Annotated in this window: 23 protein-coding genes; 12 read left to right on the forward strand and 11 right to left on the reverse strand. The window is 50.9% G+C overall.

The window, feature by feature from the left end; all coding sequences use genetic code 11:
- The first annotated feature begins 529 nt into the window (after positions 1-529).
- Positions 530-1924 (forward strand): carbohydrate porin, encoded by a 1395-nt coding sequence (locus BEG40_RS05905; RefSeq protein ID WP_000749924.1) that lies wholly within the window; start codon positions 530-532, stop codon positions 1922-1924.
- 41 nt (positions 1925-1965) lie between these two features.
- Here BEG40_RS05905 and rhaM read toward each other — a convergent pair whose 3' ends face one another.
- From rhaM to rhaB, 5 genes are all read right to left on the reverse strand, one after another.
- Entirely contained in the window at positions 1966-2280 is a 315-nt protein-coding gene (gene rhaM / locus BEG40_RS05910; RefSeq protein ID WP_105285048.1) for an L-rhamnose mutarotase, read from the reverse strand.
- Positions 2277-3425 (reverse strand): lactaldehyde reductase, encoded by a 1149-nt coding sequence (gene fucO / locus BEG40_RS05915; RefSeq protein ID WP_105285049.1) that lies wholly within the window; start codon positions 3423-3425, stop codon positions 2277-2279. Before fucO ends, rhaM begins: the two co-directional genes overlap by 4 nt.
- 71 nt (positions 3426-3496) lie before the next feature.
- Positions 3497-4321, reverse strand: coding sequence for a rhamnulose-1-phosphate aldolase (gene rhaD, locus BEG40_RS05920; protein ID WP_105285050.1), 825 nt, complete (start codon positions 4319-4321; stop codon positions 3497-3499).
- A gap of 240 nt (positions 4322-4561) precedes the next feature.
- Positions 4562-5821 carry an L-rhamnose isomerase gene (rhaA, locus tag BEG40_RS05925; RefSeq protein WP_105285051.1) on the reverse strand — a complete coding sequence of 420 codons (1260 nt, stop codon included), beginning with the start codon at positions 5819-5821 and terminating at the stop codon, positions 4562-4564.
- The gene (rhaB, locus tag BEG40_RS05930) at positions 5818-7287 is read right to left on the reverse strand and encodes a rhamnulokinase (protein ID WP_105285052.1); all 1470 of its coding nucleotides are present in this window, start codon (positions 7285-7287) and stop codon (positions 5818-5820) included. The genes rhaA and rhaB overlap by 4 nt, the downstream gene beginning before the upstream one ends.
- A 287-nt stretch (positions 7288-7574) precedes the next feature.
- Between rhaB and rhaS the strand changes: the two genes are divergently transcribed.
- Together rhaS and rhaR are read left to right on the forward strand one after the other, a co-directional pair.
- Positions 7575-8411, forward strand: a complete 837-nt coding sequence (rhaS, locus tag BEG40_RS05940; RefSeq protein WP_105285054.1) for an HTH-type transcriptional activator RhaS — start codon at positions 7575-7577, stop codon at positions 8409-8411.
- 72 nt (positions 8412-8483) lie between these two features.
- Positions 8484-9332: an HTH-type transcriptional activator RhaR gene (rhaR, locus tag BEG40_RS05945; RefSeq protein ID WP_105285055.1), complete on the forward strand. Its 849-nt coding sequence runs from the start codon at positions 8484-8486 to the stop codon at positions 9330-9332.
- On the opposite strand, the gene rhaT is transcribed toward rhaR, so the two are convergent.
- Entirely contained in the window at positions 9329-10363 is a 1035-nt protein-coding gene (gene rhaT, locus BEG40_RS05950) for an L-rhamnose/proton symporter RhaT (RefSeq protein WP_000063528.1), read from the reverse strand. The genes rhaR and rhaT overlap by 4 nt on opposite strands.
- Positions 10364-10647: 284 nt before the next feature.
- Here rhaT and sodA point away from each other — a divergent pair, with 284 nt between their 5' ends.
- Both sodA and kdgT read left to right on the forward strand, forming a co-directional pair.
- Positions 10648-11268: a superoxide dismutase [Mn] gene (gene sodA / locus BEG40_RS05955; RefSeq protein WP_010350891.1), complete on the forward strand. Its 621-nt coding sequence runs from the start codon at positions 10648-10650 to the stop codon at positions 11266-11268.
- Positions 11269-11527: 259 nt separating this feature from the next.
- Positions 11528-12511 (forward strand): 2-keto-3-deoxygluconate transporter, encoded by a 984-nt coding sequence (kdgT, locus tag BEG40_RS05960; RefSeq protein ID WP_024191187.1) that lies wholly within the window; start codon positions 11528-11530, stop codon positions 12509-12511.
- 56 nt (positions 12512-12567) lie between these two features.
- Here the strand turns inward: kdgT and BEG40_RS05965 are convergent, their stop codons facing one another.
- Positions 12568-13458 (reverse strand): dihydrodipicolinate synthase family protein, encoded by an 891-nt coding sequence (locus tag BEG40_RS05965; RefSeq protein ID WP_105285056.1) that lies wholly within the window; start codon positions 13456-13458, stop codon positions 12568-12570.
- Between the two features lie 152 nt (positions 13459-13610).
- Between BEG40_RS05965 and yiiM the strand changes: the two genes are divergently transcribed.
- Entirely contained in the window at positions 13611-14285 is a 675-nt protein-coding gene (gene yiiM, locus BEG40_RS05970; RefSeq protein WP_001270282.1) for a 6-hydroxyaminopurine reductase, read from the forward strand.
- Positions 14286-14385: 100 nt separating this feature from the next.
- On the opposite strand, the gene cpxA is transcribed toward yiiM, so the two are convergent.
- Both cpxA and cpxR read right to left on the reverse strand, forming a co-directional pair.
- Positions 14386-15759: an envelope stress sensor histidine kinase CpxA gene (gene cpxA / locus BEG40_RS05975; protein WP_000580417.1), complete on the reverse strand. Its 1374-nt coding sequence runs from the start codon at positions 15757-15759 to the stop codon at positions 14386-14388.
- The gene (gene cpxR / locus BEG40_RS05980; RefSeq protein WP_001033722.1) at positions 15756-16454 is read right to left on the reverse strand and encodes an envelope stress response regulator transcription factor CpxR; all 699 of its coding nucleotides are present in this window, start codon (positions 16452-16454) and stop codon (positions 15756-15758) included. Before cpxR ends, cpxA begins: the two co-directional genes overlap by 4 nt.
- A 149-nt stretch (positions 16455-16603) precedes the next feature.
- On the opposite strand from cpxR, the gene cpxP reads away from it, so the two are divergent.
- The 5 genes from cpxP (at position 16604) to cdh (ending at position 21455) form a co-directional block, all read left to right on the forward strand.
- Positions 16604-17104 carry a cell-envelope stress modulator CpxP gene (cpxP, locus tag BEG40_RS05985; RefSeq protein ID WP_016158830.1) on the forward strand — a complete coding sequence of 167 codons (501 nt, stop codon included), beginning with the start codon at positions 16604-16606 and terminating at the stop codon, positions 17102-17104.
- Positions 17105-17252: 148 nt separating this feature from the next.
- A complete protein-coding gene (gene fieF / locus BEG40_RS05990) occupies positions 17253-18155 on the forward strand; it encodes a CDF family cation-efflux transporter FieF (RefSeq protein ID WP_105285057.1) in 903 nt (300 codons plus the stop codon).
- A 180-nt stretch (positions 18156-18335) separates the two neighbouring features.
- Positions 18336-19298 carry a 6-phosphofructokinase gene (gene pfkA, locus BEG40_RS05995; RefSeq protein ID WP_001355350.1) on the forward strand — a complete coding sequence of 321 codons (963 nt, stop codon included), beginning with the start codon at positions 18336-18338 and terminating at the stop codon, positions 19296-19298.
- Positions 19299-19611: 313 nt separating this feature from the next.
- Positions 19612-20601: a sulfate/thiosulfate ABC transporter substrate-binding protein Sbp gene (sbp, locus tag BEG40_RS06000; RefSeq protein ID WP_001045694.1), complete on the forward strand. Its 990-nt coding sequence runs from the start codon at positions 19612-19614 to the stop codon at positions 20599-20601.
- 104 nt (positions 20602-20705) lie between these two features.
- Positions 20706-21455 (forward strand): CDP-diacylglycerol diphosphatase, encoded by a 750-nt coding sequence (cdh, locus tag BEG40_RS06005; RefSeq protein ID WP_010349502.1) that lies wholly within the window; start codon positions 20706-20708, stop codon positions 21453-21455.
- A 55-nt stretch (positions 21456-21510) separates the two neighbouring features.
- Here cdh and tpiA read toward each other — a convergent pair whose 3' ends face one another.
- Together tpiA and BEG40_RS06015 are read right to left on the reverse strand one after the other, a co-directional pair.
- On the reverse strand, positions 21511-22278 hold the full coding sequence (gene tpiA / locus BEG40_RS06010) for a triose-phosphate isomerase (protein ID WP_001216323.1): 768 nt from the start codon (positions 22276-22278) through the stop codon (positions 21511-21513).
- Between the two features lie 107 nt (positions 22279-22385).
- Positions 22386-22985, reverse strand: coding sequence for a YiiQ family protein (locus tag BEG40_RS06015; RefSeq protein ID WP_000834909.1), 600 nt, complete (start codon positions 22983-22985; stop codon positions 22386-22388).
- 100 nt (positions 22986-23085) lie between these two features.
- Here BEG40_RS06015 and BEG40_RS06020 point away from each other — a divergent pair, with 100 nt between their 5' ends.
- Positions 23086-23526, forward strand: coding sequence for a DUF805 domain-containing protein (locus BEG40_RS06020; RefSeq protein WP_105285058.1), 441 nt, complete (start codon positions 23086-23088; stop codon positions 23524-23526).
- The last annotated feature ends 39 nt before the right edge of the window (positions 23527-23565 follow it).

Genomic DNA, 23565 nt, shown 5'->3' on the forward strand with positions numbered 1-23565 from the left:
CATCTTTTCTACAAATTACTGCACACCGTTATTCTTCTTACGAATATCCCTATTAGCCCCCCTTTAAACTTATTTTCGTTGATTGTAATGAGAGTGATAAGCGGCGATATGCCGTGAAGCTGTGACAATGTAAGGAAGAGAGAAAGGCACCTTTTGCGGAGCAGGACACATATTGGTGGCTAAAATAAATATCGCGAATAAAAAAATACTTTTTAATGATTTGATGAATATTTAAATATCTCGAATGTTTCTGTGCAAAGCTATTTATTTTTATGGTTTATGAATTGGCAGGAGTCATATCTAATATTTTTTATGATATTTGGTTAAAAACGGCACTATTGTTATATTCCTCACGTTCCAGGAAATCAGCTGATTTACTCGTATTATGTGGCGGGATACTATTCGCTGGCTTGCTGATGTTGCATTAAAATCGAAAGTGCACATCCTATTAAAACAACTTTTATATTTTTCTATATACGCACTCATTCTTGAAAGCGTAGGGCATCCTTTATTTCAGGGAACGTAAATAATGAAAAAATCGACGTTATCTTTAGCCATAGGTTTATTATTGGCATGTAGTACCGGTATGGCAAAAACACAGCATTTAACGCTGGAACAACGCATGGCATTGCTGGAAGAACGCCTGGAAGCGGCAGAAATGCGGGCAGCAAAAGCAGAGGGGCAGGTAAAACAGCTGCAGACACAACAAGCCGCTGAGATCCGCGAAATTAAGGCTGCCCAGGGCAATACGCCGGTAAATGGACAGGCAACGGCGGAATCTGCAAAGAAAAATGCCACCTCACCTAATCTTTTGCTTTCAGGTTATGGCGATTTAAAAATCTACGGCGACGTAGAATTTAATATGGATGCGGAAAGTAATCATGGCCTGCTGGCAATGACCAACGCTGATGTGAATAGCGATCCCACCAATGAACAGTGGAATCTCAATGGCCGTATTCTGTTAGGCTTTGATGGTGTAAGAAAGCTGGACAACGGTTATTTCGCCGGGTTCTCCGCACAACCGCTGGGGGATATGCACGGTTCTGTGAATATCGATGACGCGGTTTTCTTCTTTGGCAAAGAAAATGACTGGAAAGTCAAAGTAGGGCGTTTTGAAGCCTACGATATGTTCCCGCTAAATCAGGATACCTTTGTTGAGCATTCAGGTAATACTGCGAACGATCTTTATGATGATGGCAGCGGTTATATCTATATGATGAAAGAGGGGCGCGGGCGTTCTAACGCTGGTGGTAATTTCCTTGTCAGCAAACAACTCGATAACTGGTATTTTGAATTAAACACGTTACTGGAAGACGGAACATCTTTATATAACGACGGTAATTATCATGGTCGCGATATGAAGCAGCAGAAAAATGTTGCTTACCTGCGCCCGGTGATAGCCTGGTCGCCGACGGAAGAATTAACCGTTTCCGCAGCGATGGAAGCGAACGTGGTAAATAATGCTTACGGTTATACCGATAGCAAGGGTAATTTTGTCGATCAGTCCGATCGTACCGGTTATGGTATGAGCATGACCTGGAACGGCCTGAAAACCGATCCGGAAAATGGTATCGTGGTTAATCTTAATACCGCCTATTTAGATGCCAATAATGAGAAAGATTTCACTGCCGGGATTAACGCGCTGTGGAAACGTTTCGAGCTGGGTTATATCTACGCGCACAATAAGATTGATGAATTCAGTGGGGTAGTTTGTGATAACGACTGCTGGATTGATGATGAAGGGACGTACACCATTCACACCATTCATGCGTCTTATCAGTTCGCTAACGTGATGGATATGGAGAACTTTAATATTTACCTTGGTACTTATTACTCCATTCTGGATAGCGACGGCGATAAAAAACACGGCGACGATAATGATGATCGTTACGGCGCACGCGTTCGTTTTAAATACTTCTTCTGATGAAAGTGCGGCGCCGGAAAAATATCCGGCACCGCAACTCATTAAGGCAGGTAAAACACTTCTTGTAGCTCGCTGCTGACCGGGCTGTTATCCGGATTAGCGGGCATAACGTCGGTCATATATTTCCACCAACGTTGGCAAACGTCAGTGCTGGCAACCGCATTCCAGCGTTCTTCAGATTCAATTTCTACTGTGGCAAACAGCAAATTTCGCGCTTTATCGAGATAGATGGCGTAGTTATGCGCACCGTGAGATTTCAATACCGCTTCCAGTTCCGGCCAGATCGGGTTATGCCGACGCTGATACTCGTCATGGGCGCCTGGGTTGACTTGCATAACAAAGGCTTTGCGGATCATAACGCCTCCAGATAAAGCTCACGCACTTCGTCGCGGCTGGCGGTACGTGGGTTACATGGTGCGCATGGGTCGGCCAGGGCTTTATCTAACCAGCCTTCGATATCCTCTTTGCTGATGCCAAGCTGACTAAATCCCGCAGGTATGCCTACGCGATGGCTCAAGGCTCGAATGGCATTAATCGCTTCCAGACTTGCCGCTTCATCACTCATCCCGCGCGTATCGACCCCCATCGCCTGGGCGATACGGGCAAAGCGTGCGATGGCATTCGGGCGGTTAAAGTTTTCGATTACTGGCAACAAGATGGCATTACACACCCCGTGTGGCAGGTTGTGGGTAGCACCGGGCTGATGCGCCAGTGCGTGAACCAGTCCCAGTCCCGCGCTGTTAAAAGCCATACCCGCCAGATATTGCCCGAAAGCCATCTGTTCGCGAGCTTCCAGATTATGACCATCTTCTACCGCTTTCGGCAGCCACAGAGAAATCAAGCGGATAGCCTCCAGCGCGTTGGCATCAGTTAGCGGATGGGCGCCAACGGAAACAAAGGCTTCTATGGCATGGGTTAGTGCGTCCATACCGGTGGCAGCGGTAACGGAGGCAGGGATCTCCAGCATTACACTGGCATCATCCACGGCGATATCAGGAATAATATTCGAATCGATGATGACTTCTTTCACCTGCCGCGCAGTGTCGATGATCACCGCATTGCTGGTCATCTCAGCGGCAGTTCCGGCAGTAGTATTGATCGCCACCAGCGGCACGCCTGGGGTTCTTACTTTGCCAATGCCAGAGTAAGCAGTAGAAGGGCCTGGATTAGCGGTAAGGATTTTCACGGCTTTTGCGGTATCAATCGGGCTACCGCCACCGAAAGCAATAATGTAGTTACATGCGGCGTCCTGAAATGCAGCGTAGCCTTTTTGCACCAGTTCTTCGGTGGGATTTGGAAAGACTTCATCGAATAGGTGGTAAGACATTTCGTGTTGATCCAGCGCGGTGAACAGACTGTCCAGCAATCCCAACTTAACCAGTTGCCCATCGGTAACGATCAGTGCTTTTCCCCACTGCTTATTCGCAACCAGGTTTACCATATCGCCAATTGCCCCAGCGCCATGCAGGCTGATTTTCGGTAATGCCAACATAAAACTCATGATTATTCTCCTTAAGATCAAATCCTTCTGTCCGACGACATAACCCGCGCCGCCAGATGCGAAACGGGGTGTTAAAGTGCCAGTGCGCTTGCCAGTGGGGTGACGCCGAAACGCTTGCCCAGGGCTATCAACTCTTCACGGCTGATGGTCTGTTTCATGCCACCCATCGAATATACTTTCACCAACACTTCCGCCGATTTTTCTGCGGTATCGATCAGGCCAAACGCTTCGTCCAGCGTCGGACCACTGCCGAAGACGCCGTGGAAAGGCCAGAGAACCATTGAATGTTTTTGCATTTCCTGCGCGGTGGCCAGGCCGATTTCGTCCGTGCCGGGCACCATCCACGGCAAAATGCCAACGCCATCCGGGAATACCACCAGGCACTCGGTGCTGCCTTCCCACAGTTGGCGAGTGAAGACCGCCGTGTCGTTTTCCAGTACATAGGTGAGGGCGATCAGGTTGGTGGCATGGCAGTGCATGATCACCCGATCTTTGCCGTTGGTGGCTTTAATACGCTCGCAGTGGGAGAGAAAGTGCGCCGGAAGTTCAGAGGTTGGGACGGCTTCGTTGGTTAGCCCCCAGAGAATATGGTAGCCCGCGCCGTCGCTGTCGACCTTTACGACGCCTAAATTGGCAGCGGGATCTAGCTGGACGTTGCGGAAGAATTTGCCGGAGCCGGTGACGATAAACGGTGTATTTGCCAGTAAAGGCATTGGCTGGCTGAGCGGGATATAGCGCGGTTGTGGGTGAAAATTGTCGTTATACGGCGCGATATCAGCGTCATCCAGGCGCAGCGTCAGGTTGCCGCCGTTGCGCTCGTCCCAGCCTTTCAGCCAGGCGTCGGTGGTGGCTTTGATCATTCCCTGGACAAACCAGGACTGGGTAATGTTTTGCATGTTCTGTGTTCCTGTAAATTCGGTGCCTTGTTGATACATGGTGCGGCTTGTTCCCCTCACCCTAACCCTCTCCCCAAAGGGGCGAGGGGACTGTCCGGCGCTGTGTTTATCTCCGTTGCCGGAGGGGGCTATGTTTTTCCCCCTCTCCCTTTCAGGGAGAGGGCCGGGGTGAGGGTGACAGCCAGCACGGTCATTCGACCTGTAGGCCGGATAAGGCGCTCGCGCCGCATCCGGCGGTGTTTACCCACGCTGACGCAAAATCGTATTCTCATAAGCCCGCACGCTTTCCAGCCATTCGCTACCCGCTGGCGTATCGTGACGCTGGCAATACATTTCCCACACCGCCTGCCACGGCAACGATTTCTGCTCTTCCAGCAGCGCCAGTCGTGCGGTGTAATCCCCTGCCGCTTCCAGCTTGCGCAGTTCGGCTGTCGGTTCTAACAACGCACGCAGCAGGGCTTTTTTCATATTGCGCGTGCCAATGACCCACGCGGCAATGCGGTTGATAGAGGCATCGAAGAAGTCGAGACCAATGTGTACCCGGTCAAACAGGTCATGACGGACAATCTCACTGGCGATTGCCTGGGTTTCATCATCCAGCAGCACCACGTGATCGCTGTCCCAGCGAACCGGGCGGCTGACGTGCAGCAGCAACTGCGGCACATACAGCATGGCGGCGGAAATCTTGTCGGAAATCACTTCAGTCGGGTGGAAATGTCCGGCGTCCAGACACAAAGCGGTCTGGCGGCTGGTGGCATACCCCATGTAAAACTCATTGGAGCCAACCGTGTAGCTCTCCGCGCCAATACCAAACAATTTGCTCTCTACCGCGTCGATATGGTGTGCCGGGTTCAGCTTTTCGCTGATTACCTCATCCAGAGCTGCCAGCAAACGCTGACGCGGGGCGAGACGGTCAACGGTGATATCTTTCATGCCATCCGGGATCCAGATGTTCATCACCGACGGTGTGCCAAGTTGCTCGCCAAAATAGGCCGAAATACGGCGGCTGGCCTTGCAGTGATCAATCCAAAATTGGCGAATACTGTCGTTGGCATGGGAAAGCGTAAAGCCATCGGCACTTAGCGGATGCGAAAAACAGGAGGGGTTAAAATCCAGAGCGAGGTGATTGGCTTTTGCCCATTCAACCCAGTTTTTGAAGTGCTCTGGTTTGATTTGGTCGCGCGAGACGGGTGTGTCTGATTCCAGATAGATGGCATGTAAATTAAGCCGTTTCGGCCCCGGAATCAGCCGCATAGCCTGTTCCAGATCGGCACGTAGCTCTTCGGCATTACGCGCTTTACCCGGATAATTACCTGTGGCCTGAATCCCACCAGTCAGCGAACCTTCCGGGTTTTCAAAACCAGAAACATCATCGCCCTGCCAGCAGTGCATTGAAACGGGTAAACGATCAAGTTGGCGCAGCGCCTCCTCGACATCAATCCCTACCGCCGCGAAACGCTGTTTCGCCAGTTCCCAGGCCTGTTCCAGTTGTGTGGTCATGCGCAAAGCTCCTTTGTCTGTCGTGTAGAGCGAAACTGCGCCGCGTAACGGGCAATTTCACTGTCAGGATTAGGGGTAAAGGTGGTCAGATTCGCGGTGGCGCCTACGACCTGACGGAAATCATCCACATTGTTGAGTTCATCCAGCGTCATTAACTGGATGCCGATATTGCCGAGTGTTGAGGCTTCAACTGGCCCGGCGATCACCCGAATACCGCAGGCATCGGCACACAACTGGTTGAGCAGCGCGTTCTGGCTGCCGCCGCCGACAATATGCAGTTGCGAGAAATCTTCACCGCGTAGCTGCGCCAGTTCGTGCAGTACGTCGGCATACAGCAGCGCCAGACTGTCGAAAATACAGCGTGCCAGTTCAGCATCATTTTCTGGGATTGGTTGCGCCGTTTCCCGACACGCTGCCTGAATTTCGCTGCACATCTCGTCAGGATTAATAAAGCGATCGTCATTGGGGTTGATGATGAAGCGACAGGCCGGGAGTGCCTGTGTCGCGGCGATAAGCGTCGGGAGATCGTTGATTTGTCGCTCCTGAAGTACCCGCTGGAGCAGCCATAAACCCATGATATTTTTCAGCACCCGATAGCGACCTTCCGCACCGCCTTCATTGGTGATGTTGGCTGCCAGCGCCGCATCATCGGTGAATGGCGTCTGGCTTTCGAAGCCCATCAATGACCAGGTGCCGGAGGAGAGATAAGCGGCGCGGGAACCGTTTAACGGCGAGGCGATAACCGCGCTGGCGGTATCATGGCTGGCAACGGCGACCACCGGAATTTCATTACCCTGCGGGCAAATCCAGTGACCTATGACATTACCCGGATGCGTCGGGCGACCAAACCAGGCTTTGTTGGCACCGCTCCACGCCAGCAGGGACTCGTCCCAGTCGTCGCTATTGATATTGACCAGTTGCGTGGTGGTGGCGTTGGTGTATTCCCAGTTCATCTTGCCGGTCAGACGATAACTAAAGTAATCCGGCATCAGCAGAGCGTGAGCAATGTGCGGGATAAGTTCAGGTTGTTGCTCCGTCAGCGCACGTAGCTGATAGATCGTATTGAAGGGCAGAAACTGGATGCCGCTACGCTGATAAATGTCGCGTTTGCCAATTTGCTGCTGTGCCAATGTCATCAGTCCGTTAGTGCGGCTATCACGATAGGAAATCGGTAAACCGACGCGCTGACCGTGTTGATCCAGCAGCACATAGTCTACGCCCCAGGTATCAATGCCGATGCTATCGATACGAATCCCTTCCTCGCACACCTTGTTTAACCCAAGGCGAATGGCGTTTTCCAGACTATCGACATCCCAGGTGGCATAACCGCTCTGGTAATACAGCCCATTGGTAAAACGATGGATTTCACGCAGCGTCAGGCTGCGACATTCACGGTGGTAACGCGCCAGCATTACGCGCCCACTGGATGCGCCAAGATCAACGGCGACGCAGTAGCGAAAGGTCATAATGAGATCCTTCTAGGTTTCATTACGCCCAGTCTAAGAAGCACCCGACTTCGCTACCTTCTCGTTACTGACAGGAAAATACACCGCTGGCAACCAGGGAAAGATGAACGTGATAGCGTTCACAATTTTCAAAAATGTGGTGGTGTGATGTTTGCCGCATTTTCTGAAAAATCACGCTTTATCTTGAAAAATCGACATTTTTTACGTGTTTTGCTGTCGAAAATTTAAGGTAAGAACCAAATCGCTTGATTACTATTCCGCCATGTTGACGGCATCAGGAGGCTTATATGGACGTATTACATTGCGTGGATTTTTTTCCGTCTGGTAACGTGTCTGTGGCAATAGAACCCCGGCTTCCACAGGTGGATTTTCCTGAACATCACCATGATTTCCATGAGATTGTGATTGTCGAACACGGCACAGGTATCCACATTTTCAATGGGCAGCCTTATACCATCTCCGGTGGAACAATCTGTTTCGTGCGCGATCATGATCGGCATTTATACGAACATACGGACAATCTGTATTTGACCAATGTGCTGTATCGCTCCCCGGAGCGATTTCAGTTTCTTGCCGGGCTGCATCAGCTTCTGCCGCAAGAGCAAGACGGGCAATATCCGTCCCATTGGCGCGTGAGCCACAGCATATTGCAGCAGGTACGGCAGCTGGTTTCGCAACTGGAACAGCAGGACAGAACGAATGATTTACCCTCGAAAGCCAGCGGTGAGATTTTGTTTATGCAATTACTGCTCTTGCTGCGTAAAAACAGTTTGCAGGAGAGCATGGAAAGTCGCGAATCGCGCCTGAACTTGTTGTTGGCCTGGCTGGAAGAACATTTTGCCGACGAGGTGAATTGGGAAATGATGGCGGATCAATTTTCTCTGTCACTACGCACGTTGCATCGTCAGCTAAAACAGCAAACCGGTTTGACGCCCCAGCGTTACCTTAACCGTTTACGGTTGGTGAAGGCGCGTCATCTGTTACGTCATAGCGAGGACAGCGTGACCGAAATCGCATATCGCTGCGGATTCAGCGACAGTAACCACTTTTCGACGCTGTTTCGCCGTGAGTTTAACTGGTCACCACGCGATATTCGCCAGCGGCGGGATGGCTTTCTGCAATAACGCGAATCTTCTCAACGTATTTCCACGCCAGTTTATGAATAATCAAACGCGTCTTCCGGCTGAGGTGGCACGGTGGTTCATCAGTTTGTCCTTCGTAAAAAAGATTTTTTTGCCAGCGAACAGCAGGCGGTCGCGGTTGCTGATCGTTATCCGCAGGATGTCTTTGCCGAGCATACACATGATTTTTGTGAACTGGTGATCGTCTGGCGCGGTAACGGTTTGCACGTGCTCAACGACCGTCCTCATCGTATTACCCGTGGCGATCTCTTTTATATCCACGCAGACGATAAACACTCCTACGCTTCCGTTAACGATCTGGTTTTGCAGAACGTTATTTATTGCCCGGAGCGGCTGACACTTAATCTCGACTGGCAGGGGACGATTCCGGGGTTTAACGCCAGCGCAGAACAACCACACTGGCGTTTAGGTAGTGCGGGCATGACGCAGGTGCGGCAGGTCATCGGGCAGCTTGAGCACGAGAGCAGTCAGCCCGCGCCGTTTGCCAACGAAATGGCGGAGTTACTGTTCGGGCAGTTGGTGATGCTTTTGCAGCGCCATCGCTACACCAGTGATTCATTACCGCCAACATCCAGTGAAACGTTGCTGGATAAGCTGATCACCCGGCTGGCGGCTAGCCTGAAAAGTCCTTTTGCGCTGGATAAATTCTGTGATGAGGCGGCGTGCAGTGAACGCGTCTTGCGCCAGCAATTTCGCCAGCAGACCGGGATGACTATCAATCAATATCTGCGGCAGGTCAGAGTGTGCCATGCGCAATATCTTCTCCAGCATAGCCGCCTGTTAATCAGTGATATTTCGACAGAATGTGGCTTTGAAGATAGCAACTATTTTTCGGTGGTATTTACCCGTGAAACCGGGATGACGCCCAGCCAGTGGCGTCATCGCAATTCCCGGAAAGATTAACTCGCCATGCCCATGCCGACGATGTTGGCAGCGACAATAATCACCACACAACCGAGGCTCAACACGGTAACCGGACGGCGTCCCGCATTGTTCCACTCTTTCAGCACCAGCCCGACGATACCGCCGCACAATACATAGAAGCTCATATGCAGCATCCAACTGATGTAGTCATACTGCGCCGGAATGCGGGCGTGGCCCCAGGCATAGAAAAAGAATTGCAGATACCACATTAAACCGCCCAACGCCGAGAGCAATACGTTGTGAATGATCAGCGGTTTTGCCAGCGAGAAGTCGGCTTTTAGCGACAAATCTTTCACTTTTGCCAGACGAATAAAACAGAAACCGAGGTTGATGATCGCGCCGCCACCCATGATGACAACATAGCTTGGCAGAGCGACATACAGTGGATCAACGCCCAGCGCGGCAGCTGCTTCATGCATCGGTTTTGCGGCGTTCATCGCAAAAGACATCCCGGCAGAGAAAATGCCGCACATTACCGCCAGCACCAGCCCTTTTTTCAGGTTGAACTCTTCGGCTTTAATGCCCATTTTGCGCTCTTTCAACTGCCCGGCGCGAGTCACAATCCCCACGCCAATCAGCGCCACCAGTACGCCGAGCAACGTCATGCGCCCACCGTCGGTGTTAATCAGCACATCGAAATTGCCGTTGATAATTGGCGTCATCAGCGTACCGACGATCAACGTAATGCCAATGGCGATACCTATCCCCATCGACATGCCGAGATAACGCATGGTCAGGCCGTAGTTGATATTACCAATCCCCCACATAGCGCCGAACAGAAAAACAGGCAGCAGGGTAGAGAGGCTGAACGAGCTGTAATATGCCCAGAAATCAGGTAGTAGCATGGCGCTGATGGCCCACGGCAGAATAATCCACGAAACAATCCCACCGACTGACCACATGGTTTCCCATGACCATTTTTTTACTTTTTTGAACGGAGCGTAAAAACAGGCTGCACTGGCCGCGCCGATCAAATGCCAAAATATCCCCATCGTAATCGCGTTACTCATCTTCTTATCCTCATCATTTTTCGTCGCGTCACATCTCCGACGAGATGAGTGTAAAAATCGTGCTGTCGATTAACCTTTCGCCTGTTGCCGCCGTTGCCGATTTACTGGCAATCACGGCATTAAGTGGGTGATTTGGTTCACATCTCGGACATTTCCCTGCAAAACCATTCCCCTATGAAAAGTACGGCATTGATAATCATTTTCAATATCATTTAATTAACTATAATGAACCAACTGCTTACGCGGCATTAACAATCGGCCGCCCGACAATACTGGAGATGAATATGAGCTATACCCTGCCATCCCTGCCGTATGCTTACGATGCCCTGGAACCGCACTTCGATAAGCAGACCATGGAAATCCACCACACCAAACACCATCAGGCCTACGTCAACAACGCCAATGCGGCGCTGGAAAGCCTGCCAGAATTCGCCAACCTGCCGGTTGAAGAGCTGATCACTAAACTGGACCAGCTGCCAGCAGACAAGAAAACCGTGCTGCGCAACAACGCTGGTGGTCACGCCAACCACAGCCTGTTCTGGAAAGGCCTGAAAAAAGGCACGACTTTGCAGGGCGACCTGAAAGCGGCTATCGAACGTGATTTCGGTTCCGTTGATAACTTCAAAGCAGAATTTGAGAAAGCGGCAGCTTCCCGCTTTGGTTCCGGCTGGGCATGGCTGGTGCTGAAAGGCGATAAACTGGCGGTGGTTTCTACTGCTAATCAGGACTCCCCGCTGATGGGCGAAGCCATTTCTGGCGCTTCCGGCTTCCCTGTTCTGGGTCTGGATGTGTGGGAACACGCTTACTACCTGAAATTCCAGAACCGCCGTCCTGACTACATCAAAGAGTTCTGGAACGTGGTGAACTGGGACGAAGCTGCGGCACGTTTTGCGGCGAAAAAATAATCGCATATTGCCTGCTGCAATGAGGCGTTTACGCCGTTTTTCAGCATAAAAAACAAACCATCGCCCATAGCGGTGGTTTTTTTGTGATCAATTTCAAAATAAAAACAATGATCCTATAAAAATAAAACAACGTTTCAATTGATGTGGTTTTGATCACTTTTATTGCTCTGTTGAATGTCTATCTTCATTTCCATCAACACTGATGCATCGTGAAGGACTTATGCATCAGCCTATAAAAATATGCCGATAGGTGATGAAAATGCAGATAAAACACACGATAGAGAAAATCCCAGGAGGGATGATGCTCGTCCCGCTGTTCCTTGGCGCACTGTGTCACACTTTCTCGCCAGGGGCGGGAAAATACTTTGGTTCATTCACAAATGGAATGATTACCGGCACGGTGCCGATTCTGGCGGTGTGGTTTTTCTGCATGGGGGCATCGATAAAATTAAGTGCGACGGGAACGGTATTGCGTAAATCCGGTACGCTGGTGGTAACCAAAATTGCTGTGGCGTGGGTGGTTGCGGCAATTGCTTCACGCATTATTCCTGAACATGGTGTTGAAGTTGGATTCTTTGCCGGACTTTCAACGCTTGCGCTGGTGGCGGCGATGGATATGACCAACGGCGGACTTTACGCTTCGATCATGCAGCAGTATGGCACTAAAGAAGAGGCTGGGGCGTTTGTATTAATGTCGCTGGAATCCGGGCCGCTTATGACGATGATTATTCTGGGGACTGCCGGGATTGCATCGTTTGAACCGCATGTTTTCGTCGGTGCGGTATTACCGTTCCTCGTCGGCTTTGCGTTAGGGAACCTTGACCCTGAGCTGAGAGAATTTTTCAGCAAAGCGGTACAGACGTTGATCCCGTTCTTTGCCTTTGCGCTGGGCAATACCATTGATTTAACCGTGATTGCTCAGACCGGTTTGCTGGGGATTTTGCTGGGTGTGGCGGTGATCGTCGTGACCGGTATTCCGTTGATTATTGCCGATAAATTGATTGGTGGTGGCGATGGTACAGCCGGAATCGCGGCTTCCAGTTCTGCCGGTGCTGCGGTGGCGACGCCGGTACTGATTGCTGAAATGATCCCCGCCTTTAAACCAATGGCGCCAGCGGCAACTTCGCTGGTGGCGACGTCAGTGATTGTGACCTCGATTCTGGTGCCGATTTTGACTTCTGTCTGGTCGCGCAAAGTTAAAGCCAGAGCGGCGAAAATCGAAATATTGGGTACGGTGAAGTAATCTCCATCCATATAAATCAAGAGGCCGGATGATTTGTAGTCATCCGGCCTTTTGCGTTATCTGACAAAGACTTCATCAATCGTTCGACAATCACTTTCGTTTAACTCACCACCCGCATTGCGTGATACGCCAGTGCAATAGCCAAACTTACGCGATACCACCGTCTTGATAGTAGTGACAAAATCCTCACCAATGGCGTAGATGGACATATAAGTGCCAATCTGTTGCTGAATCTCTTGTAAAGCCGCCAGGTCGCCGCGTTTGAAGGCTTCACGGGCTTCGACAAACAGCTCCGGCATAACGTTGTTCAGGCCGGATATTATTCCCGCGCCGCCTGCCAGCAGATTAGGAATGTAATACTCGTCATAGCCCGAAAGCACTGCAAAATCAGAACGAACTGCCTGGGTTGCCTGAATCATGCTGCGGGTGTGTGACTGGCAATCGACGGTATCTTTAATTCCGGCAAAGTCAGGAAATTCACTCGCCAGCGTGGCGACCAGGTCAGGGGTTAAATCACAACCGGTTCTTGCCGGGAAGTTATATGCGAACCATTTGCCCTGTAATTCGCGACCCAGATGGCGGAAATAGCTTAGTAATTGCTTTGCTGTCTGGCCGTAGTAGTAAGGCGGGAGGATCATCACTGCATCATAGCCTGTGCGATACGCTTCTTGCGCCATCAGCAATACATCGTGTGTGCAGGTGGAAGAAACGTTAGCGACCATTTTTAATGTGCTCATGGAACGCGCTTCGCGGATAAGCATGAGCCTCTCTTCGAGGGTGAAAGAGGCAAATTCACCAATGCTACCCATCAGCAATATCACATCAATATTGGCTTCTGTTAGCCGCTGCAGATGCTTCTTCAGTCCGTTAAGATCCACATTACCGTCTTTATCCATTGGCGTAATGGAAGGGCACCAGACGCCAGAAAACTGTGTTTGCTCGGTCACGTTGTACACTCCTGATAATGAAATGGCGTTTCAAATTCACCTCATTGATAACATTTCTAAGACGTCGTCATGTGAACCGTGCTCTCATTTTGCGCGCCTGACGTAAAATAAATATGGTCTAATGGGGAAATTTCTCGGTGGAGAGGGAACAGATGCGATATCCGGTTGATGTATACACAGGCAAAATACAGGCTTATCCCGAAAGCAAACCCAGCGCGATTGCGAAAATCCAGGTCGATGGCGAGTTGATGTTGACAGAGCTGGGGCTGGAAGGTGACGAGCAGGCAGAGAAAATAGTTCACGGTGGGCCGGACAGGGCGCTGTGTCACTATCCTCGTGAGCATTATCTCTACTGGGCGCGGGAATTTCCTGAACAGGCAGATTTGTTTGTTGCGCCTGCGTTTGGTGAAAACCTCTCAACCGACGGCCTGACGGAAAGCAATGTTTATATTGGCGATATTTTCCGCTGGGGTGAGGCATTAATTCAGGTCACCCAGCCGCGCTCTCCGTGCTACAAACTCAATTATCATTTTGACATCAGCGATATGGCACAGTTGATGCAAAACGCCGGTAAAGTTGGCTGGCTGTATAGCGTGATTGCGCCGGGGCTGGTATCTGCGGATGCGCCGCTGGAGCTGGTTTCTCGCGTCAGCGATGTCACCGTGCAGGAGGCAATAGCTATCGCATGGCATATGCCGTTTGATGACGAGCAGTATCACCGTTTACTCTCCGCTGCCGGGCTGTCGAAAAGCTGGACGCGGACGATGCAGAAGCGCCGACTTAGCGGCAAGATTGAAGATAATTCGCGGCGTTTGTGGGGGAAATAACCCCCGAAGAGTAGGCCTGATAAGACGCGACCAGCGTCGCATCAGGCATTCTGCTCAAATGCCGGATGCGGCGTAAACGCCTATCCGGCTTGCGCGGAGTTTAACTCCGCTTATACAGCGGCAGCCAAATCACCAGCCGTAAACCGCCCAGCGGGCTGTCTTCAGCTTTAACCCAACCACGGTGCTGCTGAATGGCGGTTTCGACAATCGCCAGCCCCAGACCCGTACCGCCAGATTCACGATCGCGTGCTTCATCGGTGCGATAGAACGGACGGAAAATTTGCTCGCGATCTTCCGGGCTGACGCCAGGACCATCGTCGTCCACCGTAATGGTGATACCGTCTTTATCTACCGCAAAGCCCACTTCAATCTTCGTATGGGAATAACGCAGGGCATTACGAACAATGTTTTCCAGCGCACTTTCCAGGGCGTTCGGGTTGCCGTACAGCGGCCACGGCCCAGGCGGGAAGTTAACTGTCAACGACTTGCCCATCTGCTCCGCTTCGAACGCCGCGTTATCCAGCACTTCACTCCACAACTGGTTGGCTTTGATGGTTTCGCTAACCAGCGCGTTTTTCTGCTGATTACGGGACATCACCAACAGGTCGTTGATCATGCTGTCCAGACGTTGCGCTTCGGTTTCAATTCGCTCCAGTTCCTTACTTTCACCACTACGACGGCGCAGTAACGCCGTACCCAGTTGCAGACGCGTCAGCGGGGTGCGCAGTTCGTGAGAGATATCAGAAAGCAGGCGCTGCTGAGAGGTCATCATGCGCTCCAGCGCGGTGACCATCTGGTTAAAACTGGCACCGGCGGCAAGAAATTCCTGTGGCCCCGCTTCCAGTTCCGGATGCTGGCGTAAGTTTCCCTGGGCGACTTCATCGGCAGCGTTTTTCAGCTTACGCGCCGGTTTTGCCAGACTCCAGGCTAACCACAACAGCAGCGGCGTACTGACCAACATGGTGACAATCAGCAGTAATAGCGGACGGTCAAACAGTAAGTTAATGAAATCGGATTGAGAACTGCTGGCTGGACGAATCAGATACAGTTGGTAATTATCTTCGCCATCACGCACAGAGAACGGGCCGACCAGTTCCACGCGACCATACTTTTTCTTCTGCGGATGATCGGCGTTATCGGCCTGGCCAATAAAGTTGCGAATGATCTGCATTTCGCTGCGTTCTGCGCCAATCACGCGGCCTTCGGTGGTCACCAGTAACAAACGCTGCCCCGGTGGTGCCCACTTATCAATGGCACGGAACAGACGGCGCCACCACATTAAATCGTTGGGTGGATCGTTCGCCAGTTCCGCTTCGACATGCTGCTCAATCATCAGCCCCTGACGCTGTTCGCTATCCAGAAGCTCGGTCATCTGGCGTGAATCGAGCTTGGGTAACATCAAAACCAACATCAACACCAGCGCCAGCGTCAGCCAGAAGATGGCGAAGATGCGCGCGGTTAAGCTGCCTATCATGAAGCGGAAACCATCAGATAGCCGCGACCACGCAAGGTTTTAAACCACGGGTGACCATCTTTACGATCCGGCAGCTTACGACGCAGGTTGGAAATGTGCATATCGATAGCGCGGTCGAAAGGCGTCAGGCGTTTGCCCAGCACTTCCTGGCTTAAATGTTCACGGGAAACCACCTGACCCAGATGCTGTGCCAGCAAATAGAGCAGGGTAAATTCAGTACCGGTTAACTCCAGCGTTTGCCCATCGAAGCTGGCTTCCTGACGGCCTGGATTCAGCACTAAGGCATCAACTTCAAGTGTCGGTGAACCGTTGTCGTTGTTTTGCTGTTGCTCGCTCCAGTGCGAACGGCGCAGGATCGCGCGAATACGAGCCACCAACTCACGGTCGTTAAACGGTTTCGGGAGATAGTCATCTGCGCCCAGCTCAAGGCCGAGAACGCGATCAAGTTCACTGCCGCGTGCCGTTAACATAATGACAGGCGTCTGGTGTGTCTGGCGAAGTGCTTTTAATGTGTCGATACCATTTTTCTTTGGCATCATTACATCAAGCAAAAGTAAATCAATGCTGTCGTCCAGAAGATCAAGCGCCTGTTCCCCATCGTGGGCAACAATTACGTTGAAGCCTTCCATCTCGAGCAGCTCCTTTAACAGGGAAGTCAGCTCTCGGTCATCATCAACTAACAGGATTTTATTCATTGTTTAAATACCTCCGAGGCAGAAATTACGTCATCAGACGTCGCTAATCCATGACTTTACGTTGTTTTACACCCCCTGACGCATGTTTGCAGCCTGAATCGTAAACTCTCTATCGTTGAATCGCGACAGAAAGATTTTGGGAGCAAATGATGCGCATAGTTACCGCTGCCGTCATGGCCTCAACGCTGGCAGTCAGTTCATTAAGCCACGCTGCTGAAGTCGGTTCAGGCGATAACTGGCATCCGGGCGAAGAACTTGCGCAGCGCAGTACGCAGAGCCATATGTTCGACGGCATAAGTTTAACCGAACATCAGCGTCAGCAGATGCGAGATCTTATGCAACAGGCCCGGCATGAACAGCCTCCTGTTAATGTTAGCGAAGTGGAGACAATGCATCGCCTTGTCACCGCAGAAAATTTTGATGAAAACGCTGTGCGTGCTCAGGCAGAAAAAATGGCGAAAGAACAGATCGCTCGCCAGGTTGAGATGGCTAAAGTCCGCAACCAAATGTATCACCTGTTAACGCCAGAGCAGCAAGCGGTTTTAAACGAGAAACATCAACAACGAATGGAGCAGTTGCGCGACGTGACGCAATGGCAAAAAAGTTCATCGTTGAAGCTATTGAGTAGTAGCAACTCACGTTCCCAGTAGTAAACCCTGTTTTCCTTGCCATAGACACCATCCCTGTCTTCCCCCACATGATGTGGGGGTTTTTTTTATCTTCAATTTGCCTGTTGCTTGATGCATTGCAGATGATTTGCTTCCGTTATACTACCGTCAGTTGATAGCGGGAGTATTTATGAATCAATCTTATGGACGGCTGGTCAGCCGGGCGGCGATTGCTGCGACGGCGATGGCTTCGCTGCTATTGCTGATTAAAATTTTTGCATGGTGGTATACCGGTTCGGTGAGTATTCTTGCCGCGCTGGTGGATTCGTTGGTGGATATTGGCGCGTCGTTGACGAATTTACTGGTGGTGCGTTACTCGCTGCAACCTGCCGACGACAATCACTCGTTTGGTCACGGTAAAGCCGAGTCCCTCGCGGCGCTGGCGCAAAGTATGTTTATCTCCGGTTCGGCGCTGTTCCTGTTTTTGACTGGTATTCAGCATTTGGTTTCTCCGACGCCAATGACAGACCCAGGCGTCGGGGTTCTCGTGACTATTGTGGCGCTAATTTGTACGATTATCCTTGTTTCGTTTCAGCGTTGGGTCGTGCGCAGGACGCAGAGCCAGGCGGTGCGGGCAGATATGCTACATTATCAGTCCGATGTTATGATGAACGGTGCGATTCTGCTGGCGCTGGGGTTGTCCTGGTATGGCTGGCATCGTGCTGATGCACTGTTTGCATTGGGAATCGGCATCTATATTTTATATAGCGCGTTACGCATGGGGTATGAGGCGGTACAGTCATTACTGGATCGCGCGCTGCCCGATGAGGAACGGCAAGAAATTATTGATATCGTGACTTCCTGGCCGGGAGTTAGCGGCGCTCACGATCTTCGTACGCGGCAGTCAGGGCCGACCCGCTTTATTCAGATTCATTTGGAAATGGAAGACTCTCTGCCTTTGGTTCAGGCGCATATGGTGGCGGATCAGGTAGAGCAGGCTATTTTACGGCGTTTTCCGGGATCGGATGTGATTATTCATCAGGACCCCTGTTCCGTCGTACCCAAGGAGGGTAAACGGTCTATGCTTTCATAATCAGTATAAAAGAGAGCCAGACCCGCATTTTGTGTATAAAATACCGCCATTTGGCCTGACCTGAATCAATTCAGCAGGAAGTGATTGTTATACTATTTGCACATTCGTTGGATCACTTCGATGTGCAAGAAGACTTCCGGCAACAGATTTCATTTTGCATTCCAAAGTTCAGAGGTAGTCATGATTAAGAAAATCGGTGTGTTGACAAGCGGCGGTGATGCGCCAGGCATGAACGCCGCAATTCGCGGGGTTGTTCGTTCTGCGCTGACAGAAGGTCTGGAAGTAATGGGCATTTATGACGGCTATCTGGGTCTGTATGAAGACCGTATGGTACAGCTAGACCGTTACAGCGTGTCTGACATGATCAACCGTGGCGGTACGTTCCTCGGTTCTGCGCGCTTCCCGGAATTCCGCGACGAGAACATCCGCGCCGTGGCTATCGAAAACCTGAAAAAACGTGGTATCGACGCGCTGGTGGTTATCGGCGGTGACGGTTCCTACATGGGTGCAATGCGTCTGACCGAAATGGGCTTCCCGTGCATCGGCCTGCCGGGCACTATCGACAACGACATCAAAGGCACTGACTACACTATCGGTTTCTTCACTGCGCTGAGCACCGTTGTAGAAGCCATCGACCGTTTGCGTGACACTTCTTCTTCTCACCAGCGTATTTCCGTGGTGGAAGTGATGGGTCGTTACTGTGGCGATCTGACGCTGGCTGCGGCCATTGCCGGTGGTTGTGAATTTGTTGTGGTTCCGGAAGTTGAATTCAGCCGCGATGACCTGGTAAATGAAATCAAAGCAGGTATCGCGAAAGGTAAAAAACACGCAATTGTGGCGATAACCGAACACATGTGTGATGTTGACGAACTGGCGCATTTCATTGAGAAAGAAACCGGTCGTGAAACCCGCGCAACTGTGCTGGGCCACATCCAGCGTGGTGGTTCTCCGGTGCCTTACGACCGTATTCTGGCTTCCCGTATGGGCGCTTACGCTATTGAACTGCTACTGGCAGGTTACGGCGGTCGTTGCGTAGGTATTCAGAACGAACAACTGGTTCACCATGACATCATCGACGCTATCGAAAACATGAAGCGTCCGTTCAAAGGTGACTGGCTGGACTGCGCGAAAAAACTGTATTAATGATTTCGGGCAGATTTCTTTCGCCTGAAACCGATGACAGAAGCAAAAATGCCTGATGCGCTTCGCTTATCAGGCCTACATGAATTCTGCAATCTATTGAGTTTGCAAGCTTTTGTAGGCCGGATAAGGCGTTCACGCCGCATCTGGCATGAACAAAGCGCACTTTGTCAGCAATATGAGGCGGATTTCTTCCGCCTTTTTAACTCCCCAACATATACCCGCAAGTTATAGCCAATCTTTTTTTATTCTTTAATGTTTGGTTCACCTTCTGGCACGCTTTGCTTATCACAACACAACATAAGAGAGCCGGGCGATGAACAAGTGGGGCGTAGGATTAACATTTTTGCTGGCAGCGACCAGCGTGATGGCAAAGGATATTCAGTTACTTAACGTTTCGTATGATCCAACACGCGAGTTATACGAACAATACAACAAAGCCTTCAGCGCCCACTGGAAACAGCAAACCGGCGATAACGTGGTGATTCGTCAGTCGCACGGTGGTTCAGGGAAACAGGCAACATCGGTAATCAACGGGATAGAAGCTGATGTTGTTACGCTGGCGCTGGCTTACGACGTAGATGCGATTGCTGAACGTGGTCGAATTGATAAAGAGTGGATCAAACGTCTGCCGGATAACTCCGCGCCGTATACCTCCACCATTGTCTTCCTGGTACGTAAGGGCAACCCGAAGCAAATCCATGACTGGAACGACCTGGTTAAACCGGGTGTTTCGGTGATCACGCCTAACCCGAAAAGCTCCGGCGGCGCTCGCTGGAACTATCTGGCGGCGTGGGGATATGCGCTGCACCACAACAATAACGATCAGGCAAAAGCACAGGATTTTGTGCAATCGTTGTATAAAAACGTTGAAGTGCTGGACTCCGGTGCGCGTGGTTCAACAAATACTTTCGTCGAGCGCGGGATTGGTGACGTGCTGATCGCCTGGGAAAACGAAGCACTGCTGGCAACGAATGAACTGGGGAAAGATAAGTTCGAAATCGTCACGCCGAGTGAGTCTATTCTCGCGGAGCCGACGGTGTCGGTTGTCGATAAGGTGGTGGAGAAAAAAGGCACCAAAGAGGTGGCAGAAGCCTATCTGAAATATCTCTACTCGCCAGAAGGTCAGGAGATTGCAGCCAAAAACTATTACCGTCCGCGCGATCCTGACGTGGCGAAAAAGTATGAAAATGCTTTTCCGAAGCTGAAGTTATTCACCATTGATGAAGAGTTTGGCGGCTGGACGAAAGCGCAAAAAGAGCATTTCTCTAACGGTGGTACGTTTGACCAAATCAGCAAACGTTAATTTTGTTGACGATAACCAGACCCGGTGGCATCTCGCGACCGGGTTTTTTATTTGTCGCGATTTTGCGTTACCCTTGCATCTCTTTGAGGTACAGGGAAAAAACGATGAAAAAAACGGTTATTCTCATTTTGGTGATGATAGTTATCGCCGTTGCTGCGGGTATCGGCTACTGGAAATTTACCGGTGATTCGGATGTGTTACGTAAGATTGTCCTTGAGCAATGTTTGCCCAACCAGCAGCAAAACCAAAATCCTTCGCCATGTGTGGAAGTAAAACCCAATGCCGGATATGTGGTTTTAAAAGACATTAACGGTCCACTGCAATATCTGTTGATGCCAACATATCGTATTAACGGTACTGAAAGCCCTTTGTTGACCGATCCTTCAACGCCGAACTTCTTTTGGCTGGCCTGGCAGGCGCGTGATTTTATGAGTAAAAAATACGGTAAGCCGGTTCCCGATCGCGCGGTCTCGTTGGCGATAAACTCCCGCACGGGACGCACGCAAAACCATTTTCATATTCATATCTCTTGCATCCGTCCTGATGTGCGCGAACAACTGGATAATAACCTGGCGAACATCAGCAGTCGCTGGTTGCCGCTGCCGGGCGGATTACAGGGGCATGAATATCTGGCGCGCCGGGTAACGGAAAGCGAACTGGTTCAACGTAGTCCGTTTATGATGCTGGCGGAAGAAGTGCCAGGAGCGCGGGAACATATGGGAAGTTACGGGCTGGCGATGGTACGACAGAGTGATAACTCGTTTGTATTACTGGCGACGCAAAGAAATCTGCTGATGCTAAACCGTGCTTCAGCCGAGGAGATTCAGGATCATCAGTGTGAGATTTTGCGTTAAGGCGAGCAGTTAAGGAAAGTTAAGTGCCGGATGTGAAATCCGGCACCTGTCAGACTTAAGCCTGTTTAGCCGCTTCTGCAGCTTTAACGATCACCGCAAAGGCATCAGCTTTCAGAGAAGCACCGCCAACCAGCGCGCCGTCGATGTCCGGCTGAGCGAACAGTTCTGCAGCGTTAGACGCGTTTACAGAACCACCGTACTGGATGATCACTTGTTCAGCGATGTCAGCGTCAACTTTAGCGATGTGATCACGGATGAATTTGTGAACAGCCTGTGCCTGCGCCGGAGTTGCAGATTTGCCAGTACCGATTGCCCATACTGGTTCGTAAGCGATAACCGCACCTTCGAATGCTGCCGCACCTTGAGTTTTCAGCACTGCGTCGATCTGACGTGCGCAAACTTCTTCAGTTTTGCCCGCTTCGTTCTCAGCTTCAGTTTCACCGATGCACAGAACCGGAGTCAGACCTTGCTCTTTCAGCACAGCGAATTTTTTCGCGATCAGTTCGTCAGACTCTTTGTGGTAAGTACGACGTTCAGAGTGACCGATGATGATGTACTGTGCGCCGATGTCTTTCAGCATAGCGGCAGAGGTTTCACCGGTGAATGCGCCGGACAGGTTCAGATCCACGTTCTGCGCACCCAACATGATGTGGCTGCCTTCAGCTTCACGCTTCGCCATATCGATGTACATTTCCGGTGGTGCGATTGCAACCGCACAGCCAGCAACACCTGCCAGCTCTTTACGCAGGTTAGAAACCAGCTCGTGAACCATGTGGCGGCTGCCGTTCAGTTTCCAGTTACCCATCACTAAAGGATGTCGCATTTTAATTCTCCACGCTTATAAGCGAATAAAGGAAGATGGCCGCCCCGCAGGGCAGCAGGTCTGTGAAACAGTATAGAGATTCATCGGCGCAAAGGCTTTGCTTTTTGTCATTTATTCAACCCTTCCAGCGTTTCAGATAGCGCCAGCTTAATCGGTTCAACAGCGAAGGTCAGTCCCTTTTCGCCGTTGTCCGCGACAACATAGCGCAACGCGCCTTCTGTCTCAGTGTAGTAACGTTTGTTTTTCCCCGCCGTAAGGAGTGACTGCAGCTTTTTCTGACTTTGTGTTTTGGTCATCAGCGGGGTGAGTGTGCGGATCATTGCTGCCATGTATTCCTGGGCTTTCGCTTTAGCGGCTTTTTGCTCTGGCCCCTGGATTGGCAGCCAGGTAATTTGAATGCTTTTGATTTTTAAGGTGCCGCGCTCAAGCGCCGTGGAAGCATACAAGTTCTCGTTAATTTTACTGGCGGCGCGAGTCAGGTTGGCTTTGTCGGGGCTGCTGTCGATGGCACGAAATTCGTTCAGTGGCAGATTGGGGTTCTGGCTGTTAAAGTCTTCTCGAAACTGGCTGATGGAGAGATCGAAAGTGGGGGCGCCAGCCAGCAGGTAGGGCGCTGTTGTTGTCGTGCCAGGCGATTGTGCGTGCACCGTTGCACTAACGGATAACACGGCAGATAAGAGAAAAAACACTGAACACCCTGACTTCATCGGCAGTACCTTTTGTTATGACTGGGTTCGATTAAAACGATATCTGTCGCCCTTGTCAAAAGGGTAGAATCCTGGAAAAGACAACCATCAAGGAACTTACATGACCATACAGCAATGGTTATTCTCGTTTAAAGGGCGTCTTGGACGCCGCGATTTCTGGATTTGGATTGGCCTCTGGATCGTTGGCATGTTGGTGCTTTTCTCACTGGCGGCTAAAAAACTACTCGATATCCAGACCGCCGCGTTTTGCCTTGTGTGCCTGTTATGGCCGACAGCGGCAGTGACGGTGAAACGACTGCACGATCGTGGGCGTTCTGGCGCATGGGCATTTCTGATGATTGTAGCGTGGATGCTTCTGGCGGGTAACTGGGCGATTTTACCAGGCGTCTGGCAATGGGCGGTGGGGCGGTTTATTCCGACGTTGATTCTGGTGATGATGCTTATCGATCTTGGCGCATTTGTCGGCACCCAGGGCGAAAATAAATTTGGTAAAGACACCCTGGACGTAAAGTATAAGTCTGAGAATAAATCAAGCCATTAATCTGCAATATATCTCTTATTGCTATTTTTATCCGGTATC

Origin of the sequence: Escherichia sp. MOD1-EC5495, from assembly GCF_002965965.1 — a bacterium.
Lineage (GTDB): Bacteria > Pseudomonadota > Gammaproteobacteria > Enterobacterales > Enterobacteriaceae > Escherichia > Escherichia ruysiae.